This window comes from Tahibacter sp., from assembly GCF_035481375.1.
Lineage (GTDB): Bacteria > Pseudomonadota > Gammaproteobacteria > Xanthomonadales > Rhodanobacteraceae > Tahibacter.
Map to the genome: position 1 here is coordinate 1 of NZ_DATIGT010000163.1, position 20,881 is coordinate 20,881.

Sequence of the window (20,881 nt, forward strand, 5' to 3'; positions counted from 1 at the left end):
GACCTCGACCGCGTACCTGTATTCCACGTATGAGCAGGAATGCGAGGCGCTGCCGACCGGCCGCGACAAGATCATGGTGCTCGGCGGCGGCCCGAACCGCATCGGCCAGGGCATCGAGTTCGACTACTGCTGCGTGCATGCGGCGCTCGCGCTGCGCGAGGACGGCTATGAAACCATCATGGTCAACTGCAACCCGGAAACCGTGTCGACCGACTACGACACGTCGGATCGCCTGTACTTCGAACCGCTGACGCTCGAGGACGTGCTCGAGATCATCGACAAGGAAAAACCCAAGGGCGTCATCGTGCAGTACGGCGGGCAGACGCCGCTGAAGCTCGCGCGCGCGCTCGAAGCCAACGGTGCGCCGGTCATCGGCACGACGCCCGATTCGATCGACCTCGCCGAAGACCGCGAGCGCTTCCAGCAGATGGTGCATAAGCTCGGTCTTGCCCAGCCGCCGAACCGCACCGCGCGCACGGCCGACCAGGCGCTCGCGCTTGCGCGAGAGATCGGCTATCCGATGGTCGTGCGGCCGAGCTACGTGCTCGGCGGCCGCGCGATGGAAGTCGTGCACTCCGATGCCGACCTCAAGCGCTACATCACCGAAGCCGTGCGCGTGTCCGACGATTCGCCGGTGCTGCTCGACCGCTTCCTCGACAACGCGGTCGAGGTCGACGTCGATGTCGTCGCCGACGCCGAGGGCAACGTGCTGATCGGCGGCATCATGGAGCACATTGAGGAAGCCGGCGTGCACTCCGGCGATTCCTCGTGCTCGCTGCCGCCGTACTCGCTGTCGGCGGAAATCCAGGACCAGCTGCGCGAGCAGGTGCGCGCGATGGCGCGCGAACTCAACGTCGTCGGCCTCATGAACACGCAGTTCGCGATCCAGGACGACAAGGTGTTCATCCTCGAAGTGAACCCGCGTGCCTCGCGCACCGTGCCGTTCGTGTCGAAGGCGACCGGCGTGCCGCTCGCGAAGATCGCGGCGCGCTGCATGGTCGGGCAGACCCTCGCTGCGCAGAACGCGACGCGCGAGGTGATCCCGCAGTATTACTCGGTCAAGGAAGCGATCTTCCCGTTCCTGAAATTCCAGAACGTCGATCCGATCCTCGGTCCCGAGATGCGTTCGACCGGCGAGGTCATGGGCGTCGGCCGCAGCTTCGGTGCGGCATTCGCGCGCGCGCACGAAGCCGCCAACATTGCCGCGCCGCCGAAGGGCAAGGTGTTCGTGTCGGTGCGCGATCCGGACAAGCCGCGCCTGCTCGGCGTCGCGCAGGACCTGCTGCGCCGCGGCTATTCGCTCGTCGCGACCAGCGGCACCTGCGACTGGCTCGAAGCGCAGGGCGTGGCCTGCGCGCGCGTCAACAAGGTCATCGAAGGCCGTCCGCACGTCGTGGACCTGATCAAGAACGGCGAGATCGTATTCATCGTCAACACGACCGAAGGCAAGCAGGCCATCGCCGATTCGTTCTCGATCCGGCGCGAGGCGCTGCAGCAGCGCATCACCTATTCGACTACCATTGCCGGCGCCCGTGCGCTGCTGCATTCGCTGGACTATCGCGAGGACGGCAGCGTGAACAGCCTGCAAGAGCTGCACAAGGAACTGAAAGCATGAAGCGACCGCCCTTGACCCTCAAAGGCGCCGAGCGTCTGCGCGACGAACTCGAAAAACTGAAGACCGTGGATCGCCCGCGCATCATCGAGGCGATCGCCGAGGCGCGTGCGCACGGCGATCTCAAGGAAAACGCCGAGTATCACGCGGCGCGCGAACAGCAGGGTTTCGTCGAGGGGCGGATCCAGGAAATGGAAGCGACGCTGAGCTATGCGGAAGTCATAGACGTGTCGAAGCTGCAGGCGGCGCCGCGCATCGTGTTCGGCGCGACCGTCGAACTCGAGGACGAAGACTCGGGCGACGCCGTGACGTACCAGATCGTCGGCGACATCGAGGCCGACATCAAACAGCGCCTGATCGCGGTCAGCTCGCCGATCGCGCGTGCGCTGATCGGCAAGAGCCAGGGCGATTCGTTCGAATTCCAGGCGCCGAACGGCGTGAAGCGGTACGAGATCACGGCGGTCAGATACGACTGAGGTGTTGCCGGGAATAGGGCGTGGGAATCGCCACGGCGGAAACCCATTCTCACCCAGTCCTCCCCTTGAAGGGGGCGGCTCAACGCTTCAAACCCTCCCCTCCACGGGGAGGGCATGGGTGGGGATGGGTATCACCTCAGCCATCTCGTATGTGAGGGAAGCCCGATGAACCGACTCACGCTGCTGCTCCCACCGCGTGCCGTGCTCGCCGCCGATGCGGCGCTCGCATCGGGACCGATCCCGTTCTGGCTGCGCCGCGGCGATGCGCGGCCGGCCGCCGCGGCGGGCCGCGAAACCGCGCTTCGTGAACATTTCCAGTTTGCCGGGACCGCCTTGCCGGTCGCCGCGCTGACGCGCGAGGCGGACTGCGGCGATGCGGCCGGCTCGACCTGGCTGCGCGCCGACCCGGCACACGTGCGCGCCGACATGGCGACCGCGCGCATGCTCGCCTGCGGCGAACTCGGCCTCGACGCCGCCGACTGCGAAGCGCTGCTTCGCCCGCTGCGTCCGCTGTTCGGCGACAGCGGCTTTCCGATCGACGCGCCCGTACCGTCGCGCTGGTATCTGCGCGCGCCCGCCGGTGCGCACCTGCCTGTCTTCGTGCCGCCGGACCGCGCGCTCGGCGACGACCTGCGCCTGCATCTGCCCGAGGGCAACGAGGGCAAGCGCTGGCGCAGCCTGCTCAACGAAGCGCAGATCGTGCTGCACAACCATCCACTCAACGAACAGCGCGTCGCGCGCGGCCAGCTGCCGGTCAACAGCCTGTGGTTCTGGGGTGCCGGCGCGCTGCCGCAGTGGGTGAAGACGCCGCTGACGCGCGTGCTGACCTGCGACGGCGTGCTCGCCGCGCTCGCCGCGCGCGCGAAGTGCGCCGTCGCCGCCGCGACGCCCGACGCGCTGACCGGCTTCGACGGCGAGTCCTTGCTCGATCTCGACGATGCGGCCGCGTTGCCCGCGCTCGCGAACCAGTGGCTGCCGCGCCTCGAACACGGCCTCGCGCGCGGCAAGCTCGCCGAGCTGCGTCTGCAGCTGGCCAGCGGCGAGCGCGCGGTCTATCGCCACGGCCAGCGCTGGCGCTTCTGGCGCCGCGTGCAGCCGCTCAGGGCCTGACGTGCGCAACTGGCGCATCGAGCGGCGCAGCGCGCCGCCGCCGGGCGAGTGGACCGGCAACCTGCATCCGGTGCTGCAGCGCATCTATGCGGCGCGCGGCGTCGCGTCGCCGCACGACGTCGAGCACCGCCTCGCGCGACTCGTGTCGCCGCGGCAGCTCGGCGGCCTCGACACCGCCTGCGAACGCCTCGAACGCGCGTTGCGCGAGGGCGAGCGCATCGTCGTCGTCGGCGACTTCGATGCCGACGGCGCGACCGGCACGGCGGTCGCCGTGCGCGGTCTTCGCCTGCTCGGCGCGACCGACGTCGACTACCAGGTGCCGAACCGGTTCACGCACGGCTACGGCCTGAGTCCGGCGCTCGTCGACGAACTGCTGCCGCGAAAGCCCGATCTCATCGTCACGGTCGACAACGGCGTCGCGGCGCACGCGGGCGTCGCCGCGGCCAACGCGCTCGGCATCGCCGTCGTCGTGACCGACCATCATCTGCCCGGCGATTCGCTGCCCGACGCGGCCGCGATCGTCAATCCGAACCTGCCGGGCGATGCATTCCCGAGCAAGGCGCTGGCCGGCGTCGGCGTCGTGTTCTACGTGCTGCTCGCGCTGCGCGCGCGGCTGCGTGCGAACGGCTGGTTCGTGCAGCGCGCCGAGCCCGACCTGTCGACGCTGCTCGATCTCGTCGCGCTCGGCACCGTCGCCGACCTCGTGCCGCTCGACTACAACAACCGCGTGCTCGTCGACGCGGGACTGCGCCGCATCCGCGCGCGCCAGGCCTGCGCCGGCGTGCTCGCGCTGATCGAGTCGAGCAAGCGCGCCGCCGAATCGCTGTGCGCGAACGATCTCGGTTTCGCGCTCGGTCCGCGCATCAATGCGGCCGGCCGCATGGACGACATGCGACTCGGCATCGAATGCCTGCTCTGTGACGAGCCGCGCCGCGCGCGCGAACTTGCCGACCGCCTCAGCGCGATCAACGCCGAGCGCCGCGACCTGCAGGCGCAGATGGTGGAGCAGGGCGAGGCGACGGTCGCGAGCTATCTCGCGCGCTACGGCGCCGACACGCTGCCGATCGGCGTCGTGCTCTACGAGCCCGACTGGCATGTCGGTATCGTCGGGCTGGTCGCGTCGAAGCTGAAGGAACGCCTGCATCGTCCGGTGATCGCGTGCGCGCCGGGCGACGACGACGGCGAGGAGATCAAGGCCTCGGGGCGCTCGATCGCGGGCTTCCACCTGCGCGATGCGCTCGCCGAAGTCGATGTGACGACGCCGGGCCTCATCACGCGCTTCGGCGGCCATGCGATGGCTGCAGGACTGACCTTGCCGGCGTCGCGTCTGGCCGAGTTCGCCGCGGCGTTCGATGCGGTCGCGCGCCGGCGTCTCGATCCGGCCCTGCTCGATCCGGTGCTGCAGACGGATGGCTGCCTCGCCGCGCACGAATACGATCTCGAGCTCGCCCGCCAGTTGCGCTTCGCGGGGCCCTGGGGCCAGGCCTTTCCCGAGCCGCTGTTCGACGACGAATTCCGCGTGCTCGACTGGAAACTCATGGGTCAGACGCACTTGCGCCTGACGTTGCAGCATGCGCAGCGCCGCGAACCGCTCGACGCGGTCATGTTCGGCGGCTACGCGGGTCAGCCGCCGCCGGCCCGGCTGCGCGCCGCGTTCGAGCTCTCCATCGACGACTGGAACGGGCGTGAGAAGTTGCGGCTGCTGGTCAGGCATTGGGAGGCACTGACCTAGCAGTTTTTCGAGGATGAACACGCGACCGCTTTCACGCGCCGCCCGGAGGAAGCTTCCGCTTCCCGCCTTCGGCGACCGACGCTCCCGTGGGTGATTTTCAGTCGACCGAGAACGACTGCAGCGTCACCGGCACCGTCGCCGTGTTGATCGCGAACTGGATGACGAAGCTGGCCGAACCCGACGGAGCGATGGTCTGATTGCTCCATTGCATGGCCGAGGTGAAGTCGCCGGGACCGAAAGGCAGACCGCTGCTGTCGAGATTGGTCACGGCCGCGTCGTCGAGCACGGTGCCCAGGTCGGTGGCGCCGAACGGCCGCACCATGTAGGCGTCGGCGCTGATGCCGACGTATTCGCCGGTGACGCCGCCCGGGTCGGTCAGGCCGATGCGGGTGGTGCTGATCTGGACGGCGGAATCGTTGCCTGCCGTCGGCTGGATGTCGAAGTCCAGCATGTGAAAGATATCGATGACCAGCGGATTGGACTGACTGAGGTTGGTGATGGTCATGGTCTTTTCGACACGGCCGGAAGGACCGTTGAAATTGGTCACGACCGCGATTTCCCGGGCCGAGAACAGGCCGCGGGCGCTGACGTCGGTCCAGTCCAGGGTCGAGGTGTTGCCGGCGTAGTTCTGCGTGGCGGGTACCGGAAAAAAGAATTCCCGCGCATCGCCGGAGACACGGAAATACCAGCCCGATTCGAACAAGTGGTCCTGGGTTGCGGTGGCGGAAACGCCGACGAAATTGCCTGCGGGTGAATTGTCGAAAGATGAAGCCGGCCGCGTGAAATTGGCGGCGCCGTCGGTGATGGTGCCTTGTGCGAGTACGGAGCCGCTGCCGAGAAGAGCGGTAACCGTTGCGAATGCACGAACGGATCGAAGCATGGTATTCCCCAGTTGATCCGGCCCCCGCCGGAATGGTGCAGCGACGCGGCGCCCGAGACTGCCGGGCTTGAAACCCGGAACGAAAGCGCTTCCTTCTCGATGCCGCCGATATACGGAGAGCCGTCGGAACCACGATTCCGGCGAGCCGGCCGCCCCTGGTCGCCAGCTCGCCTCTCCGTTTTGGTATTCTGCCGGCCTTTTTTCCCGCAAAGAAGTGGTTCCACGCCATGATCGAGACCAATCCGATCTCCGCGCGCATCGCCGATCTCAAGGATCGGGTGCAGTCGCTTAGGGGGTATCTTTGACTACGAGACAAAAGCGGAACGTCTCGAAGAAGTAAGTCGCGAACTGGAAAGTCCGACCGTCTGGGACAACCCGCAACGGGCCCAGGATCTCGGCAAGGAACGTGCCCAGCTCGAAAAGATCGTGCACGGCATCAAGAGCCTGATCGAAGGACTCGACGGCGCCGGCGAACTGCTGGAAATGGCCGTGGCCGAGGCGGACGAGGGCACCGCGCTCGCGGTGGCCGACGACGTCGACACGCTCGCGCAGAAGGTCGACAAGCTCGAGTTCCAGCGCATGTTCTCCGGCAAGATGGACGCGGCCAACGCGTTCGTCGACGTGCAGGCCGGCGCCGGCGGCACCGAGGCCCAGGACTGGGCCGAAATGCTGCTTCGCATGTACCTGCGCTGGTGCGAGAACAAGGGCTGGAAGACCGAGCTCATGGAAGTTTCCGCGGGCGATGTCGCCGGCATCAAGAGCGCGTCGTTCCGTGTCGAAGGCGACTACGCCTACGGCTGGCTCAAGACCGAGATCGGCGTGCACCGCCTGGTCCGGAAATCGCCGTTCGACTCGGACAACCGCCGCCACACCTCGTTCTCGTCGATCTTCGTCTCGCCCGAAGTGGAAGACGATATCGACATCGACATCAATCCGGCCGATCTGAAGACTGACGTCTACCGCTCCTCGGGAGCGGGCGGCCAGCATGTGAACAAGACCGAATCGGCCGTGCGCATCACGCACGTTCCGAGCGGCGTCGTCGTCGCGTGCCAGACCGAGCGCTCCCAGCACGCCAACCGCGACCGCGCGATGAAGATGCTCAAGGCCAAGCTGTACGAGATCGAGATGCAGAAGCGCAACGCCGAAAAGGACGCGCTCGAAGCGACGAAGTCGGACATCGGCTGGGGCAGCCAGATCCGCTCCTACGTGCTCGACCAGTCGCGCATCAAGGATCTGCGCACGAGCGTGGAGCGCACCGACACGCAGAAGGTGCTCGACGGCGATCTCGACGAGTTCATCGAAGCCAGCCTCAAGCTCGGCCTCGAGGCCGGTGCCAAGCGCATCGACGCATAAGGGTAAATTTATGGAAAAGATAACTCTGCAACGGATTGTTCTCGCCGCGCTGCTGTCGGGTCTCGCCGCCGGCGCGCAAGCCGCAAGGCGCCTGCCGGACGCCTCCGCTACCGTCGCGCAGATCGAGGCGAAAGTGGAGCAGGGCGGCGTCGATCCGGCGCGCGACCTCGCGCCGCTCGTCGACGGCCTGCGCGCGGCGAAGGACGAGCGCAGCCAGTCGACCTACATCGACGCGATCGAGGAACTCGGCGACTTCCGGGGCAGTTCGCCGGCTGCGGTGAAGGCCTGGCTCGTCGCGAACGCGCCGCCCGCGCTGCTCGAGGTCGCGCGCAGCAACGCCGGCTGGAGCGTACGCGGCGACGCGCTGATGGCGCTGCGCACGCTCGATGCGCCCGACGCGGTGCTCGACGAAGCGATCGCGATCGCGCGGGCCGCGACCGGCGACGGCGACGGCTTCATCCACAGCCGCGGCGACCTGCTGCAGGACTGGAAGGAAAACCGCGAACGCAGCGGCTCGCGTTCGGCTGCGGCCAGGCCGCAGGATCCGCAGAAGGAACAGGCTGCGCTGCAGTTGCTGCGCTCGCGCGGCCGCGGCGCGTCGGACGACGATCTGGGCCGTGCGCTCGGCGAGGGCGACGCCGAAATCGTGCAGGCGCTCATCGATGCCGGCGTCGACGTGGCGTCGCCCGGCGACGGCCCGCTGACGCCGCTCGGCATGGCGACGATGCTGGCCTGCGCCAAGCATGTGCCGATCAACCGGCAGCTCGCCGTGCTCGACCTGCTGATCGCCCAGGGCGCCGACGTCAACCACCGCGACGCGCAGGGCAACACCGTGCTGATCGCGGCCGTGCAGCAGTGCCCGCTCGCGGTGTTCGAGAAACTCGTCGCCGCCGGCGCCGAGCCGAATCCGGTCAACGCGCAGCAGTTCACGCCGCTGAAGATGGCCATGGTCGCCGGCCGCTGGGACATCGCCGAATTCCTCGTCGGCAAGGGCGCGCGCATGAGCGCGAAGGACGCCGATCAGCTGTTCATGGAAAAACCGCAGGATCCGGCCCAGGCCGCGATTCTCAGGCGCGCGACCGGCGCGGCGAAATGACCGCGCGTACCCGGAGGACCCCGATGCGGATAGGAAAAATCGTCATTGCCGCGCTGCTCGGCGGCTCGGCCATGCTGGCGGCGGCGCAGGACGCGGCGAAGCCGCGCATGTCGCGCGAGCAAGCCGAAAAGATCATGGAAGAGGACGGCACCTCGGTCGTCCAGGACAATCTGCCGGTCAACCTGTTCAACGCGAAGGCGCAGATCGTCGAAGCGATGATCGTGCTCGGCGTCGACCCGAACGGCAAGCTCGAGATGACGCCGCAGACGACGCTGGAATTCGCGATCCAGGCCTGCATGGACACGTCGATCGCCGAAGCCGACGTGCTCGCGACGATCGCGGTGCTGCTGCGCGAAGGCGCGCGACCCAACGATACCGGCATGATGGGCACGCTGATCCTCGCCGCTCAGCAATGCACGCCGGCCGTGGTGAAGCAGTTGGTCGCCGGCGGTGCTGCGCTCGACCAGCGCACGCCGCAGGGATTCACGCCGCTGTCGATGGCGCTGATCGTCGGCAGGTACGACAACGCCGAGGCGCTGGTCGACGCCGGCGCGAAGCTGTCGGCCGAAGCGGCCGGCAGGCTGCGCGAAGGCGCCGAGGGAAACGAGCGGCTGCTCGCGCTGATCAAGCGCGCGACCCGGCACTGAGCGACACGCAACAGAACGAGAGCCGGAGCAGCCTCCGGCCAACGACGCGGAAAACGAGCGATGACCGACCAAAAGAACGACAGCCCCGATATGCCGCGCCCGCCCGAAGACGAGAACCGTCTGATCGCCGAGCGCCGCGAAAAACTGCGCGCGCTGCGCGCGACGGGCATCGCGTTCCCGAACGATTTCGCACCCGATTCGTTCGCCGGCGACCTGCAGTCCGAATTCGCCGACAAGGACCGCTGGACCGCCGACGCGATCGACGCGCTCGGCCGCCGCGTGCGCGTCGCCGGGCGCCTGCTCGCCAAGCGCCAGATGGGCAAGGCGAGCTTCGCGCAGGTGCAGGACATGACCGCGCGCCTGCAGCTGTTCCTGCAGCAGGCCGCGCTCGGCGATGCCTACGAGGCGTTCAAGGGCTGGGACGTCGGCGACATCGTCGGCGCCGAGGGCGTGCTGACGCGCACGAAGACCGGTGAGCTTTCGCTAAAAGTGGACACGCTCCGGCTGCTGACGAAGTCGCTGCGGCCGCTGCCCGACAAGTGGCACGGGCTCGCCGATGTCGAGCAGCGCTACCGCCAGCGCTACGTCGATCTCGTGGTGACCGAAGAAGCGCGCCGCGTGTTCAAGCTGCGCTCGGCGGTGATCGGCCACATCCGCAAGTGGCTCGAGGATCCGTCGCGCCGCTTCATGGAAGTCGAGACGCCGATGATGCACGTGATCCCGGGCGGCGCGACTGCGCGGCCGTTCGTCACGCATCACAATGCGCTCGACCTGCAGCTCTATCTGCGCGTCGCGCCCGAGCTGTACCTCAAGCGTCTCGTCGTCGGCGGCTTCGACCGCGTCTACGAGATCAACCGCAATTTCCGCAACGAGGGCGTGTCGACGCGGCACAATCCCGAGTTCACGATGCTGGAGCTCTACCAGGCCTATGCGACCTACACCGGGATCATGGATCTGACCGAAGCCATGATCCGCGAGACCGCGCAGGCCACGCTCGGCGCGACCGCGCTGACCTGGGAAGGCCGCAGCATCGATCTCGGTCCCGCGTTCAAGCGCTGGCCGATGGAACAGGCCGTGCGCGAACACAATCCGGAGATCGGCGCACACGAACTGCGCGACCGCGACGCGCTCGCCGCGCACTGCGCGCGCAAGGGCATCCACGTGAAGCCGTCCTACGGCTGGGGCAAGCTGCTGCTCGAACTGTTCGAGGCGACCGTCGAAGGTACGCTCGTGCAGCCGACCTTCATCACGCAGTACCCGACCGAGGTCTCGCCGCTCGCGCGCGAGAACGACGCCGATCCGGGCATCACCGACCGCTTCGAGCTGTTCGTCGGCGGCAAGGAGATCGCGAACGGCTTCTCCGAGCTCAACGATCCGGAAGACCAGGCCGCGCGCTTCCATGCGCAGGTCGCGGCGAAGGATTCGGGCGACGACGAGGCCATGCATTTCGACCACGACTACATCCGCGCGCTCGAATACGGGCTCGCGCCGACCGGCGGCCTCGGCGTCGGCATCGATCGCCTCGTGATGCTGTTCGCCGACGCGGCCTCGATCCGCGACGTGCTGCTGTTCCCGTACATGCGCCCCGAAGCCTGAGCGGCGTGACGGTGCGGCAGGTCGGCCGGGCCGCGGGCGTCGCCGGCCTCGCCGGCTTTCTTGCACTGCAGGCGCCGATGCGACGCTCGGGCTGGCCTGGGCCTGTCTGATCGCCGCGGCGGCTGTGGCGCCATGGCGCGACGCGATCGATCTTGCGCGCGGGCCCGATGCCCTGGATGCATATCGGGAGTCCTCGGCCCCGCCGGTCGACGCGCTCGTCGATCCGCGCCGCACGCCGTGGCCGCACAACCTTCCGCTGGAAGTGCTCGCGGGCCTCGGCGTGCCCGGCCTGCTCGCGCTGATCGGTCGGCGCGACGCTGCATCGGCGCGCGGCGTCGCTGTGCGGCACGGGCCGGCCGTTCGCCGACGCGTCTAATGCAATCAGCGGCGGCCTGCACCGCGTTCTGTTCTCGGGCAGCCTCGCCGCCGCGGCGGTGTGTCACCGGACTGGAGTTCGGCGTTCAAGGCGCAGGGGTACTACGGAAATGTGATCTGCGTATCGACGTCGACGCGCTGCCGCAGGCCGCGCCCGGCCAGGAACTCGCGCTTGTCGTCCTCGTGCGCCATCAGGGGCCGGATGCGGCGCACCGCGTGCGCACGATCGCTACGGCGCCGCAAACCGAACCATGTGAGCAGCTACGGTTGCGCCGGCCTGTCCGCAGTGCGCGCTCGCGGATCTTCTGACCGATCTCGTGCCGGGCAACGACCCGATTCATCCCGACTACGAGCCGTCGCTGTTCGCCGACGATTTCGAGCCGGCCGGCCGAGCGTCCGCCGCGACGCACGCTTAACGCGGCAGGACCGGGGCAATCCGCTAGAATGCGGATCCCCCGCGTCGGCGTCCGCCGTCGCGGCCGCGACACCGATTCCATTTCAGCTCGCCCGCGTTGCGCCGCGGTGCGTGGCATTGCGGAAGGACCAGCATGATGTGGTACGTGATCGAGGGAACCGATGCGCCGGGCTCGCTGCCGCAGCGTCTTGCCGCGCGCCCCGCGCACCTGGAACGTCTCGAAGCGCTGAAGAACGAAGGCCGCCTGTTGCTGGCCGGTCCGTTTCCCGCGATCGACGCGGTCGATCCCGGCCCCGCGGGCTTCACGGGCAGTCTGATCGTCGCCGAATTCGCCGATCTCGCCTCAGCGCAGGCCTGGGCCGATGCCGACCCGTACATCGAGGCCGGCGTCTACGCGCAGGTGACCGTGCGCCCGTTCAAGAAGGTTCTGCCGTGAGCGACCGGCTCGACCGCATCCGCTCGGCGCTCGCCTCGCTCGAACCCGTCGAACTCGATCTCGTCGACGAAAGCCACAAGCACGCCGGCCACGAAGGCGCGCGCGACGGCCGCGGCCATTTCCGCGCGCGCATCGTCTCCGCGCAGTTCGCCGGCAGGCCGCCGCTCGCACGCCATCGCCTCGTCTATGCGGCGCTGGGCGAATTGATGAACACCGATATCCACGCGTTCGCGATCGATGCGCGGGCGCCGAACGAAGCCTGAGGAGCCGTCCATGCGTAGAGTCCTGCCCCTGCTGTTGCTTGCGTCCCTGGCCGGCTGCTCCGGCGGCAGCGGCGGCAAGCCGCCGGTGATCCAGTACGCGGGCGGCGAGCCGGTGCTGCGCGTGAACGACCAGCCCGTGCCCGCGGCGCTGCTCGACGAAGTCGCCCGCGGCCGCGGTCTGGATCTTGCCGATCCCGAACAGCGCCAGCGCGCGATCAAGGAACTCTCCGACTACGTGCTGCTCGCGAACGTCGCGCGCAAACAAGGCATGGAAGACGATGTGAACTTTGCGGCAACGGTCGAGGCGCAGCGCCTGCAGGGCGTCGCGAACGCGACGATGGCGTTCTACGCGCGCGCCAATCCGATCACCGAACAGATGCTCAAGGCCGAATACGAGACCCAGGTCGCCAAGGCCGGCAGCGAGTCCTACGACTTCAGCCAGCTGCTGTTTGACAACGAAGCCGAGGCGCTGAAGGTCGGCGAGGAATTGCTCGGCGGCAAGGACTGGACCGCCGTCTATGCGGAGTGGCAGGGCAAGGCCAAGCAGGCGCGCGAATTCAAGGACGTTCGGCTCGTGCAGTTGCCCGCGCAGGAACTCGTCGACGCGATCAAGCAGCTAAAGCCCGGCGCATCGACGAAGGTGCCGGTGAAGTCGCAGTACGGCTGGCATCTGCTGCATCTGGTCTCGACGAAGCCCGTGACGCCGCCGGCGTTCGACGCGGTCCGCGCGGAACTGCACAAGCGCATGGTCGCGCGTCAGGGCGAACAGTGGATGCAGAAGATGCGCGGCGAAGCGGTCATCGTCGATCTGAAGGCGCCGAAGGGCGCGGAGCCGGCGGCTGCGGCAAAGCCGTAGTTTTTACGGCGCTCGCGACTTTTCCAGGCCCCGGCCGGTCACCGCGCGAGAAACCCACCCCAAGCGGCAAGCCCCGCGTCGATGCCGTCGCGGCCGAAGCCGACGCGGAAGCGGTCGACGGGCACCGGCAGCAGCGCCGATTCGAACAGGCTCGCCGGAAGCAGCAGCACGCCGGCCTCTTCGACGAGCGCACGGCAGTGCGCCTCGACGCCGTCGCTGCCGAGATAGCGCGCGAAGCCGACGCAGCCGCCTTCGGGTTCGCGCCACGCGTATCGGTCGGCATGCGCGGCGAAGAACGCGCCGAGCCTGGCGAGATTGTCGCGGCAGCGCGCGCGGTTTCGGGTCAGCAGCGTGTCGGCGGCTTTCAGCGCGATCGTCGCGAGCACTTCCGACGGTTTCGCGTTGCAGATCGACAGGTAGTGCTTGTAGCGCTCCATGCGCGACAGCAGCGCACGGTCGCGGCACGCGATCCAGCCGATGCGCAGCCCCGGCAGGCCGTAGGCCTTCGACATCACGTTGAGCGAGAGCCCGGTGCGGCAGAACTCGGCCGCCTGCGGCAGGCGCAGGTTCGCGTCGCGTTCGAGGCCGCGATAGACCTCGTCGCTGAAGAAATGGATGCCGCGTTCCTCGCAGATCGCCGCGATCGCCGCGAACGTGTCGCGCCGCGCGACGACGCCGGTCGGGTTGTTCGGAAAATTCAGCGCGACGACGCGCGTGTTCGGCCGCAGCGCGGCGCGGAATTCGTCGAGATCCGGCTGCCAGCCGTCGCTCGCGTGCAGCGCGAGGCCGGTGACCGATCCGGCGCATTCGAGCGCGAGCGTTTCCATCGACTGGTAGTTCGGCACGCTGACGATCGCGTGATCGTCCTTGCTCAGAAGCACGCGCAGTGCGCAGTAGATGGCTTCCTCGGCGCCGGCGAAGGTCAGCACGTCGGCGGCGTCGAGTCCTTCGTAGCCGGCCGCGATCGCCTCGCGCAGCGGATCCGAACCCCAGGTCTCGCCGTAGCCGAGCGTCAGCTGTTCCCAGCGCGCGCGCTCGGCGTCGCCCGCGAGCGCGAGCAGTTCGTCCATGCCGACGGTCTGTGCGTCGCTCGCGGTCATGTGGTACCTGGCGCGAAATTCCCAGCGGGAAAAATACGCTTCGAGGCGGAAGTCGGGCAGGGCGGTCATGGCGGTCTCGCTGTCGCGATCAGAAATCCAGTTCGAGCGCGGCGCAGAGGTAGTCGATCATCGGCGCGACGCGCTTGAGCGTATCGACGAGATAGGGCTTGAATTCGTCGGAGGTCGCGAACGCGTCGTCGAAGGTCGCCGAGGCGACGAAGTCCTTGCGCCGGATGTCGGCGATGAGTTCGTGATTCGGATCGAAGCCGCGCGGCGGGCGCGTCAGCGTGTCGCCGCCCTGTGTCAGGCGTTCGCGGAACGCCTTGCTCTGCGTGGCCTTCTTCCAGGCAGCCGGGTTGTCGGCGAGGAAGGCGCGGACCTTGTTCAGCGCGTCGGACTGCGGATGCCAGAGTCCGCCGCCGGCGAAGCATTCGCCGGGCTGGATGTGCAGATAGAACACCGGCGCCTCGATGCCCTTGCTGCGCTCGTGGAACAGCCGCGCGCCGGCCCAGGTCTTATACGGCGTCTTGTCGTTCGCAAAGCGCGTGTCGCGGTGCTGGCGGAACAGCGAGCCGCCCTGCGTGCGCGTGTCGGCGCGATAGTTCGCGCTGATTTTCGCGAGCGGTGCCTGCAGGTCGCCGAGCAGGCGCAGGAACGGTTCGCGCACATTTTCCTCGTAGCGGGTCTTGTTCGCGAGAAACCAGTCGCGGTTGTTGTTGCGCGCGAGATCGCGCAGGAATCTGAAGGTCGCGGGCGTGAAGTAGGCGGTCATGGCGGCGGAAGCCTTGCGGGTTCGGGTCAGGCGGAGAGCGCGTGCCGGCGCTCCAGGCCGTAAGCCTGCAGCGCGTCGAACAGCGTGCCGTGCGCGGACTGCGCGGGGTCGGCGCGCAGCGCGTCGATCAGGGCGAAGTAGTCGTCGAAGGTCAGCGTGGTCAGTTCGGTCTTGCGCTCCAGCCGTTCGCGACAGAACGCCTGCCACTGCTCGGCTTCGCCGGCGCTCAAATGTTCGGGCCAGTTGCGCGCGCGGTAGCGGCGGAACAGTTCGACCAGGCGCGCGTCGCGGAACGCGAAGCGCTGCGACGCGAGCTGCGCCGGCGGCGTCGCGCGGACTTCGCGCAGCAGGCGCTTGTCGGCGTCCTGCAGGAAGCCGCCGTAGAGCGCGAGTTCCGGGTCGGTTTTCGCGTCGTCGTAACGGTTCGCGAATACCTGCTGCAGCTTCGCCGCGAGGCCGGGCACGTCGCGCAGCCGTTGGAGATGGGCGAGGCAGCGCGGCGGATCGAGCGCGATGCGCGCGAGGTCGACGCCAGCCAGCGCCGACAGCGGCGCGAGCGCCGGCGACCGGTTGGCGTGCACGAGTTTCAGCGGAATGCGTTCGACGTCCTCGGGCAGATCGGCGCGCGCGCTGAACACGCGCTCGGCGATCGCCTCGGCGTCGAGTTCGATCAGCGGCGCCGGATCGGCGTCGAGGTCGTAGACGATGATCGCGTTCGGCTGCGTCGCATGCACGGCGAGCGGCGCGACCAGTGCGAGGCAGCCGCGGCTCGCCGGAAAGCGCGACGACACGTGCAGCACCGGCGTGCGCCGCGCGACGTCGAGCAGCTCGAACGCGCGCTGCTTGCGGCGCAGCGCGAAGTAGAAATCGAACAGTCTGGGCTGGCGCGCGCGCAGCAGCCGCGCAAGATCGATCAGCGCATGCACGTCGGACAAGGCGTCGTGCGCGCGCTCCTGCTGCAGACGGTTCGCGCGGGCGAGGTCTTCGAGCCGGAAGCTCGGCGTGCCGTCCTCGCGCCGCGGCCACTCGATGCCGTCGGGGCGCAGCGCGTAGGTCATGCGCACGAGGTCGATCAGATCCCAGCGCGAATTGCCGTTCTCCCATTCGCGCGCATAGGGCTCGTAGAAATTGCGATACAGCAGGTTGCGCGTGAACTCGTCGTCGAAGCGCAGCGAGTTGTAGCCGACCGTGCAGGTGCCCGGCACGGCCATCGCGTCGTGCACGTGCGCGGCGAATTCGGCTTCGCGCACGCCGTCGCGCACGAGCTGCTGCGGCGTGATGCCTGTGATCAGCGCGGCCTGCGGATGCGGCAGCACGTCGGGCGCCGGCGCGCAGAACACTTCGATCGGATCGCCGATCAGTTCGAGGTCGGCGTTCGTGCGCAGCGCGGCGAACTGGCACGGCCGGTCGCGGCGCGGATCCGCGCCCGAGGTCTCGTAGTCGTGCCAGAGAAACGTCGGCGTGGTCATGCGGAAATCGTCGGTCGCGGACGCGGAATCATGCCGGATTCGCGCACGCTGCGTGGGTCCGCCGGTGCGGCATCGATCAGCCGCCGGCCTGCTTCACGAGCTGCGCATGCAGCTGGCGCAGCGGTGCGGCGTCGACGAAGCGTTCCGCGAGCGGTGCGGCGACCGCGCCGAGCAAGGCGCGCGCTTCGGCCTTGTCGCCGCGCGCGAGGCGCAGTTCCGCGAGATGCACCTGCACGTCGATCAGCGGATTGCTGATGCGGTTGGTGGTGCCGCGCAGCATCGCCGAGGCCTCGCGCAGCTGCGCTTCGGCTTCGTCGTAGCGGCCCTGGTCGCGCAGGATCAGGCCGCGCTGGCGCGCGATCGCGGCCAGGCGCGGATGACCGGCCGGCACGCGCGGGCGGAAGATCTCGTCGGCGCCGGCCGCAAAGCGCGCGGCCTGATCGAGACGGCCGTTGCGGCGCATCCACTCCGACAGGTGCAGCTGGCGCCGTCCGCGCTCGGTGTCGTCGTCGAACGAGGCCTCGATGTCGGCCTCGATCAGCGGCAGCGCCTGCTGCAGCTGCCCCGACAGCAGCAGGCTGCGGCCGTAGTTCTGCCGGAACATCGGAAGCTTCGGCGAGGCCGGCTTGTCGGCGCGCGGCAGGCTGTTTTCGTAGGCTTCGCGAAACAGCGGGATCGCCGCGGCGAAGTCCTCGGCCTGTTCGGAAAGGCTCGCGAGGTTGTTGGCCGTGATCGCATAGCTCGGCGAGTCCTGCTGGCCGCTCGCGCGCAGGTGTTCGAGGTTTTCGCGGAACAGCGGCAGCGCTTCGAGCAGGCGACCTTGTAGATAAACGGATTGTGCGAGATTGTTGCGCGCGGTGATCGCCCAGGCGCTGTCGGGCGCGAGCTTGCGCAGGCGCAAGGTCAGCATCTCGCGCAGCAGCCGTTCGCGGTCGGCCTCGCGGCCCTGGCGCTCGTAGACGTCGGTCAGGAAACCCGTCGCGGAAATGACTTCGGCGGAATCCGCGGGCAGGTGCGCGCGCAGGATGTCGATCGCCTTGCGCGCGAAGCGCTCGGCCTCGTCGGGCCGGTTGTCGCGCATGTGCGCTTCGGACTGCGCGGTCAGCGCGCGCGTGACGAACAGGTAGTCTTCCGGGCCGAGCTGCGCGGCGAGCTGCTGCGCTTCGGATGCATGCACGAGCGCGCCGGGCACGTCGCCGCTGCGCGCCTGCACGAGCGACAACGTCGCGAGCGCGTCGATGCGCGCGCGGCGGTCTTCGGGTGCGACGTTGCCGAGCCGCGCGAGCGCGTCGTGCAGAACGGGCTCGGCTTCCTCGGGGCGCTCGGCGAGGTTGAGCATGTAGCCGACGTCGGCGAGATAGATCGCCTGCTGGCGCGCATCGCCGCGCTGCTGCTCGATCGCGGCGGCGCGGCGCAGCACGCCGGCCGCGCTGTCGGGATCGCCGAGTTCCATGTAGATGCGGCCGAACGCGGCGAGCAGACGTGCGCGCTGTTCCGGTTCGTTCGCGAGCCGCGTGTCGATGTCGGCCTGGCCGCGGTCGATCAGCTGTTTCGGCGACAGGCTCGTGTTGCCGGCGTTGTCGGGCGCGGCGGCGTCGAACAGGCTCACCAGATAGTCGAGGATGTGCTGCGACGTGGCCGATTCGCGCTGCGCCTTCGCTTCGGCCTGCAGCGCGCGGTCGCGTTCGGCGGCGAGCCGCCAGGTCGACACGGCGATGACCGCGAGCGCGACGCTCGCCGCGGCGATCGCGAACGGATGGCGGCGCAGGAACTTGTTGCTGCGATACAGCCAGCTGTCCGGCGCGGCGAGCACGGGACGGCCGCGCAGATAGCGGCGCAGGTCTTCCGACAGCGCCTCGGGCGACAGATAGCGGCGCGCCGGGTCCGCGTGCGTGGCCTGGGCCACGATCAGCGCGAGTTCGGGCGGCAGGCGCGCGCCGCCGGCGCGCGTCGCGCCGGCCGGCAGCACGAAACCCGCGGCGTCCGGCGTCGGCACGGTTTCGGTCAGCACTTCGAACAGCAGCAGGCCGAGCGCGTAGACGTCGGTCGCCGTGCTGACGGCTTCGCCGCGGCGCTGTTCGGGCGCAGCGTAGGTCGGCGTGAACCACTGCGCGTGCGTGGCCTCCTGCCGGCCGCTCGCGTTCGGGTCCAGCAGCTTCGCGATGCCGAAGTCGAGCAGGGCGGGTTCGCCGTCGCTGCGCACGAGCACATTGGCGGGCTTGAGGTCGCGATGGATCACGAGGCGCTGATGCGCGTACTGCACGGCGAGGCAGACCTTGCGCAGCAGTTCCAGGCGCGTGGTCAGCGGCGCGTTGTGTTCGCGGCACCAGCGCGTGACGGGCTCGCCCTGCACGTACTCCATGACGAGATAGGGCTGGCCGTCGGGACTCGTGCCGCCGTCGAGCAGCCGCGCGATGTGCGGGTGTTCGAGCTTGGCGAGGATCTGGCGTTCGCGGCGCAGACGCTCGGCGGCATCGCGCGTCGGTACGCCGCGGATCAGCTTGATCGCGACCTGCCGGTCGAACTCGGCGTCGGCGCGCTCGGCCAGGAATACCGTGCCCATGCCGCCCGAACCGATTTCGCAGAGCAGCCGGTAAGGCCCGAGCATGAGCCCGCGCGCCGGCGTCGGCGCGACGGCTTCGCCGACCGCCGAGCCGAACTGGCGCGTGACCGTTGCGTCGTCGCGCTCGTCGGCCGCAGCGAGTCGCAGTGCCTCCTGCTTGAGATCCTCGGCGTCGGGCTGCTGCGCGAGCCAGCCGGCGCGCTCGCCGGTCGGCAGCGCGAGCAGCGCATCGAAGAGTTCCTGCAGGCGCCGCCAGCGCTCGCTCATGCTTCGAGCCGTTCCTTGAGCCAGGCGCGCGCGAAGCGCAGTTCGCGGTCGACCGTCGCGAGCGAGACGTCGAGCGTGCTCGCGATCTCCTCGCGCTTGAGGCCGAGGAAATAGGTCAGCTCGATGACTTCGCATTTGCGCGCGTCGAGTTCGCGCAGCGCATCGAGCGCGCTGTTGAGCTGGTCCTGTTCGCGCGGCTCGCTCGGCTGGTCCTCGGCCGAGGACAGCGTGACGTGGATCTGGCCGCCGCCGCGTTTTTCGCTACCGCGCGCGCGCGCCATGTCGATGAGCAGATTGCGCATCGCCGCGACGACGACGCCGAAGAAATGGCGCCGGTCGCGCCAGTCGATGTCCTTGCCGAGCAGGCGCAGGAACAGCTCGTTCGCGAGTTCGGTCGGCGCGAGCGTGACGTCGCCCTCGAACTGGCGCAGGTGTTTGCCGGCAATCGCGCGGACCTGCGCGTAGACGAGTTCGGTCAATTGCTCGGCGGCGTCGGCGCTGCCGCCGTTCCAGGCCACGAGCAGTCGTGTGACCTCGTGATCGGCAGCGCCCTGCGGATGGGATTCGGACACGACAGTCACTCCGGCAAGAACAGCAGCGGCTGCAGTGACAGGATTGAACCAGCAATCCCGTCCTCGGAGGGCAACGGCCGTGTTGCACAAGGTGCGCAACGGCGCAGATCGCTCATCCACCTGCGAGGAAAACCATCGTGAAGCATACGAAGACACCGGTCGGATTGCACGGGTACGCATCGACACTGGCTGCAACGCTGTTGTTCCTGACTGCGGTACCGGTGCTCGCGCAGCAGGGACCGCCGGGCGAACTCGACCCGACCTTCGGCAGCGCCGGCAAGCTCACGACCGATTTCTTCACGGCCGACGACGAGGTCAACGGCATCGCCGCGCTGCCGGACGGCCGCTTCGTCGCCGCCGGCACGGTCGTGGGCCGCAACGCGAGCGGTCCGGGCTCGTCGCCGAATTTCGCCGTCGCGCGCTACCTGCCGGACGGCCGGCTCGACCCGAGCTTCGGCACGAACGGCCTGTTCATGCTCGACCGCGGCGGCAACGTCGACGAGGCGCATGCGATCAAGGTGCTGCCCGATCGCAGCCTGCTCGTCGCCGGCATTCTCGCGCCCGGCGCCTATTCGGACTACGCGCTCGTCAAGCTGCGCCCGAACGGCACGACCGACACGACCTTCGGCGACGCCGCGATCGGCGGCGGCCGCACCGGATCGGTGCTGCTCGACGTCGCCGGCCCGGCGCTGCACGACGAAGGCCGCCATCTGGCCGTGCAGCGCGACGGCAAGATCGTCGTTGCCGGCAACACGCTGTTCACGGTCGGGAACTTCCGCTACCGGCGCACGACGGTCGCGCGCTTCACCGCCGCGGGCGTGCTCGATCCCAGCTTCGGCGGCAGCGGCACCGGCTACGTGACGCTGCCGGGCTTCTACGCGGCCGACGCGCAGACGAGCGACTATGTCGCGGGCATCGCAACGAACCAGCGCGGCGATCTGCCGGCCGACGACAGCATCACGCTGGTCGGCTACACCTTCGCGCGCAACAACGCATTCGTCGCACGCCTCACGCGCGACGGCGCGATCGACGGCAGCTTCGGCAGCAACGGCCGCGTGACGTTCAGCGCGGCCAGTTCCGGCGGCGTCGCGACCGGCGTGTCCGATCTGCGTGCCGCGCGCATCGACGACGCCGGCCGCATCGTGCTCGCCGGCAGCGGCACCGACCGCGGCATGACCTTCCTGCGGTTGCTCGCCAACGGTGCGCCGGACACGAGCTTCGGAACGAACGGCCGCACGCTCGTCAAGGTCAGCACGATCTCCAACTACGACGAACCGCGCGCGCTGGCGCT

The 20,881-nt window shown here is 68.8% G+C and carries 19 protein-coding genes; 13 read left to right on the top strand and 6 right to left on the bottom strand.

Annotated elements, in window-relative coordinates; translation table 11 throughout:
- The 4 genes from carB to recJ form a co-directional block, all read left to right on the top strand.
- Positions 1-1,615, top strand: a 1,615-nt coding sequence (gene carB, locus VLF18_RS10900) for a carbamoyl-phosphate synthase large subunit (RefSeq protein ID WP_325279649.1), incomplete at its 5' end; no start/stop codon positions are given.
- Positions 1,612-2,088, top strand: coding sequence for a transcription elongation factor GreA (gene greA, locus VLF18_RS10905; protein ID WP_325279650.1), 477 nt, complete (start codon positions 1,612-1,614; stop codon positions 2,086-2,088). The genes carB and greA, both read left to right, overlap by 4 nt.
- A 165-nt stretch (positions 2,089-2,253) precedes the next feature.
- A complete protein-coding gene (locus tag VLF18_RS10910) occupies positions 2,254-3,198 on the top strand; it encodes a phosphoglycerate mutase (RefSeq protein ID WP_325279651.1) in 945 nt (314 codons plus the stop codon).
- A gap of 1 nt (position 3,199) precedes the next feature.
- Positions 3,200-4,930, top strand: a complete 1,731-nt coding sequence (gene recJ / locus VLF18_RS10915; protein WP_325279652.1) for a single-stranded-DNA-specific exonuclease RecJ — start codon at positions 3,200-3,202, stop codon at positions 4,928-4,930.
- A 97-nt stretch (positions 4,931-5,027) separates the two neighbouring features.
- On the opposite strand, the gene VLF18_RS10920 is transcribed toward recJ, so the two are convergent.
- Positions 5,028-6,020: a hypothetical protein gene (locus VLF18_RS10920; RefSeq protein ID WP_325279653.1), complete on the bottom strand. Its 993-nt coding sequence runs from the start codon at positions 6,018-6,020 to the stop codon at positions 5,028-5,030.
- Positions 6,021-6,037: 17 nt separating this feature from the next.
- On the opposite strand from VLF18_RS10920, the gene prfB reads away from it, so the two are divergent.
- The 8 genes from prfB to VLF18_RS10960 all read left to right on the top strand — a co-directional run bounded on the left by prfB (position 6,038) and on the right by VLF18_RS10960 (position 12,847).
- Positions 6,038-7,163, top strand: a protein-coding gene (gene prfB, locus VLF18_RS10925; protein ID WP_325279654.1) for a peptide chain release factor 2 whose coding sequence is annotated in 2 segments (ribosomal slippage) — positions 6,038-6,112 and positions 6,114-7,163 — 1,125 coding nt in all. Because the reading frame shifts where the segments join, the coding sequence is not laid out codon by codon here.
- Positions 7,164-7,173: 10 nt separating this feature from the next.
- Positions 7,174-8,259, top strand: a complete 1,086-nt coding sequence (locus VLF18_RS10930) for an ankyrin repeat domain-containing protein (RefSeq protein WP_325279655.1) — start codon at positions 7,174-7,176, stop codon at positions 8,257-8,259.
- A gap of 23 nt (positions 8,260-8,282) precedes the next feature.
- Complete coding sequence (locus VLF18_RS10935) at positions 8,283-8,906, top strand: ankyrin repeat domain-containing protein (RefSeq protein ID WP_325279656.1); 624 nt, start codon at positions 8,283-8,285, stop codon at positions 8,904-8,906.
- Positions 8,907-8,996: 90 nt separating this feature from the next.
- Positions 8,997-10,502 (top strand): lysine--tRNA ligase, encoded by a 1,506-nt coding sequence (lysS, locus tag VLF18_RS10940; protein ID WP_325279666.1) that lies wholly within the window; start codon positions 8,997-8,999, stop codon positions 10,500-10,502.
- A 124-nt stretch (positions 10,503-10,626) separates the two neighbouring features.
- Positions 10,627-10,878 (top strand): hypothetical protein, encoded by a 252-nt coding sequence (locus tag VLF18_RS10945; RefSeq protein ID WP_325279657.1) that lies wholly within the window; start codon positions 10,627-10,629, stop codon positions 10,876-10,878.
- Positions 10,879-11,428: 550 nt separating this feature from the next.
- Complete coding sequence (locus VLF18_RS10950; RefSeq protein ID WP_325279667.1) at positions 11,429-11,728, top strand: YciI family protein; 300 nt, start codon at positions 11,429-11,431, stop codon at positions 11,726-11,728.
- Positions 11,725-11,991 (top strand): BolA family protein, encoded by a 267-nt coding sequence (locus VLF18_RS10955; RefSeq protein ID WP_325279658.1) that lies wholly within the window; start codon positions 11,725-11,727, stop codon positions 11,989-11,991. Before VLF18_RS10950 ends, VLF18_RS10955 begins: the two co-directional genes overlap by 4 nt.
- A 10-nt stretch (positions 11,992-12,001) precedes the next feature.
- On the top strand, positions 12,002-12,847 hold the full coding sequence (locus VLF18_RS10960; protein WP_325279659.1) for a peptidylprolyl isomerase: 846 nt from the start codon (positions 12,002-12,004) through the stop codon (positions 12,845-12,847).
- A 38-nt stretch (positions 12,848-12,885) separates the two neighbouring features.
- Here VLF18_RS10960 and VLF18_RS10965 read toward each other — a convergent pair whose 3' ends face one another.
- From VLF18_RS10965 to VLF18_RS10985, 5 genes are all read right to left on the bottom strand, one after another.
- On the bottom strand, positions 12,886-14,016 hold the full coding sequence (locus VLF18_RS10965) for an aminotransferase class I/II-fold pyridoxal phosphate-dependent enzyme (RefSeq protein ID WP_325279660.1): 1,131 nt from the start codon (positions 14,014-14,016) through the stop codon (positions 12,886-12,888).
- Positions 14,017-14,035: 19 nt separating this feature from the next.
- A complete protein-coding gene (locus VLF18_RS10970) occupies positions 14,036-14,719 on the bottom strand; it encodes a DUF2461 domain-containing protein (protein WP_325279661.1) in 684 nt (227 codons plus the stop codon).
- Positions 14,720-14,745: 26 nt separating this feature from the next.
- The gene (gene sbcB / locus VLF18_RS10975) at positions 14,746-16,188 is read right to left on the bottom strand and encodes an exodeoxyribonuclease I (RefSeq protein ID WP_325279662.1); all 1,443 of its coding nucleotides are present in this window, start codon (positions 16,186-16,188) and stop codon (positions 14,746-14,748) included.
- Between the two features lie 76 nt (positions 16,189-16,264).
- On the bottom strand, positions 16,265-19,018 hold the full coding sequence (locus VLF18_RS10980; RefSeq protein WP_325279663.1) for a protein kinase domain-containing protein: 2,754 nt from the start codon (positions 19,016-19,018) through the stop codon (positions 16,265-16,267).
- Complete coding sequence (locus VLF18_RS10985; protein WP_325279664.1) at positions 19,015-19,590, bottom strand: ECF-type sigma factor; 576 nt, start codon at positions 19,588-19,590, stop codon at positions 19,015-19,017. Before VLF18_RS10985 ends, VLF18_RS10980 begins: the two co-directional genes overlap by 4 nt.
- Positions 19,591-19,727: 137 nt before the next feature.
- Here VLF18_RS10985 and VLF18_RS10990 point away from each other — a divergent pair.
- On the top strand, positions 19,728-20,881 hold a 1,154-nt coding region (locus VLF18_RS10990), incomplete at its 3' end, for a hypothetical protein (RefSeq protein ID WP_325279665.1).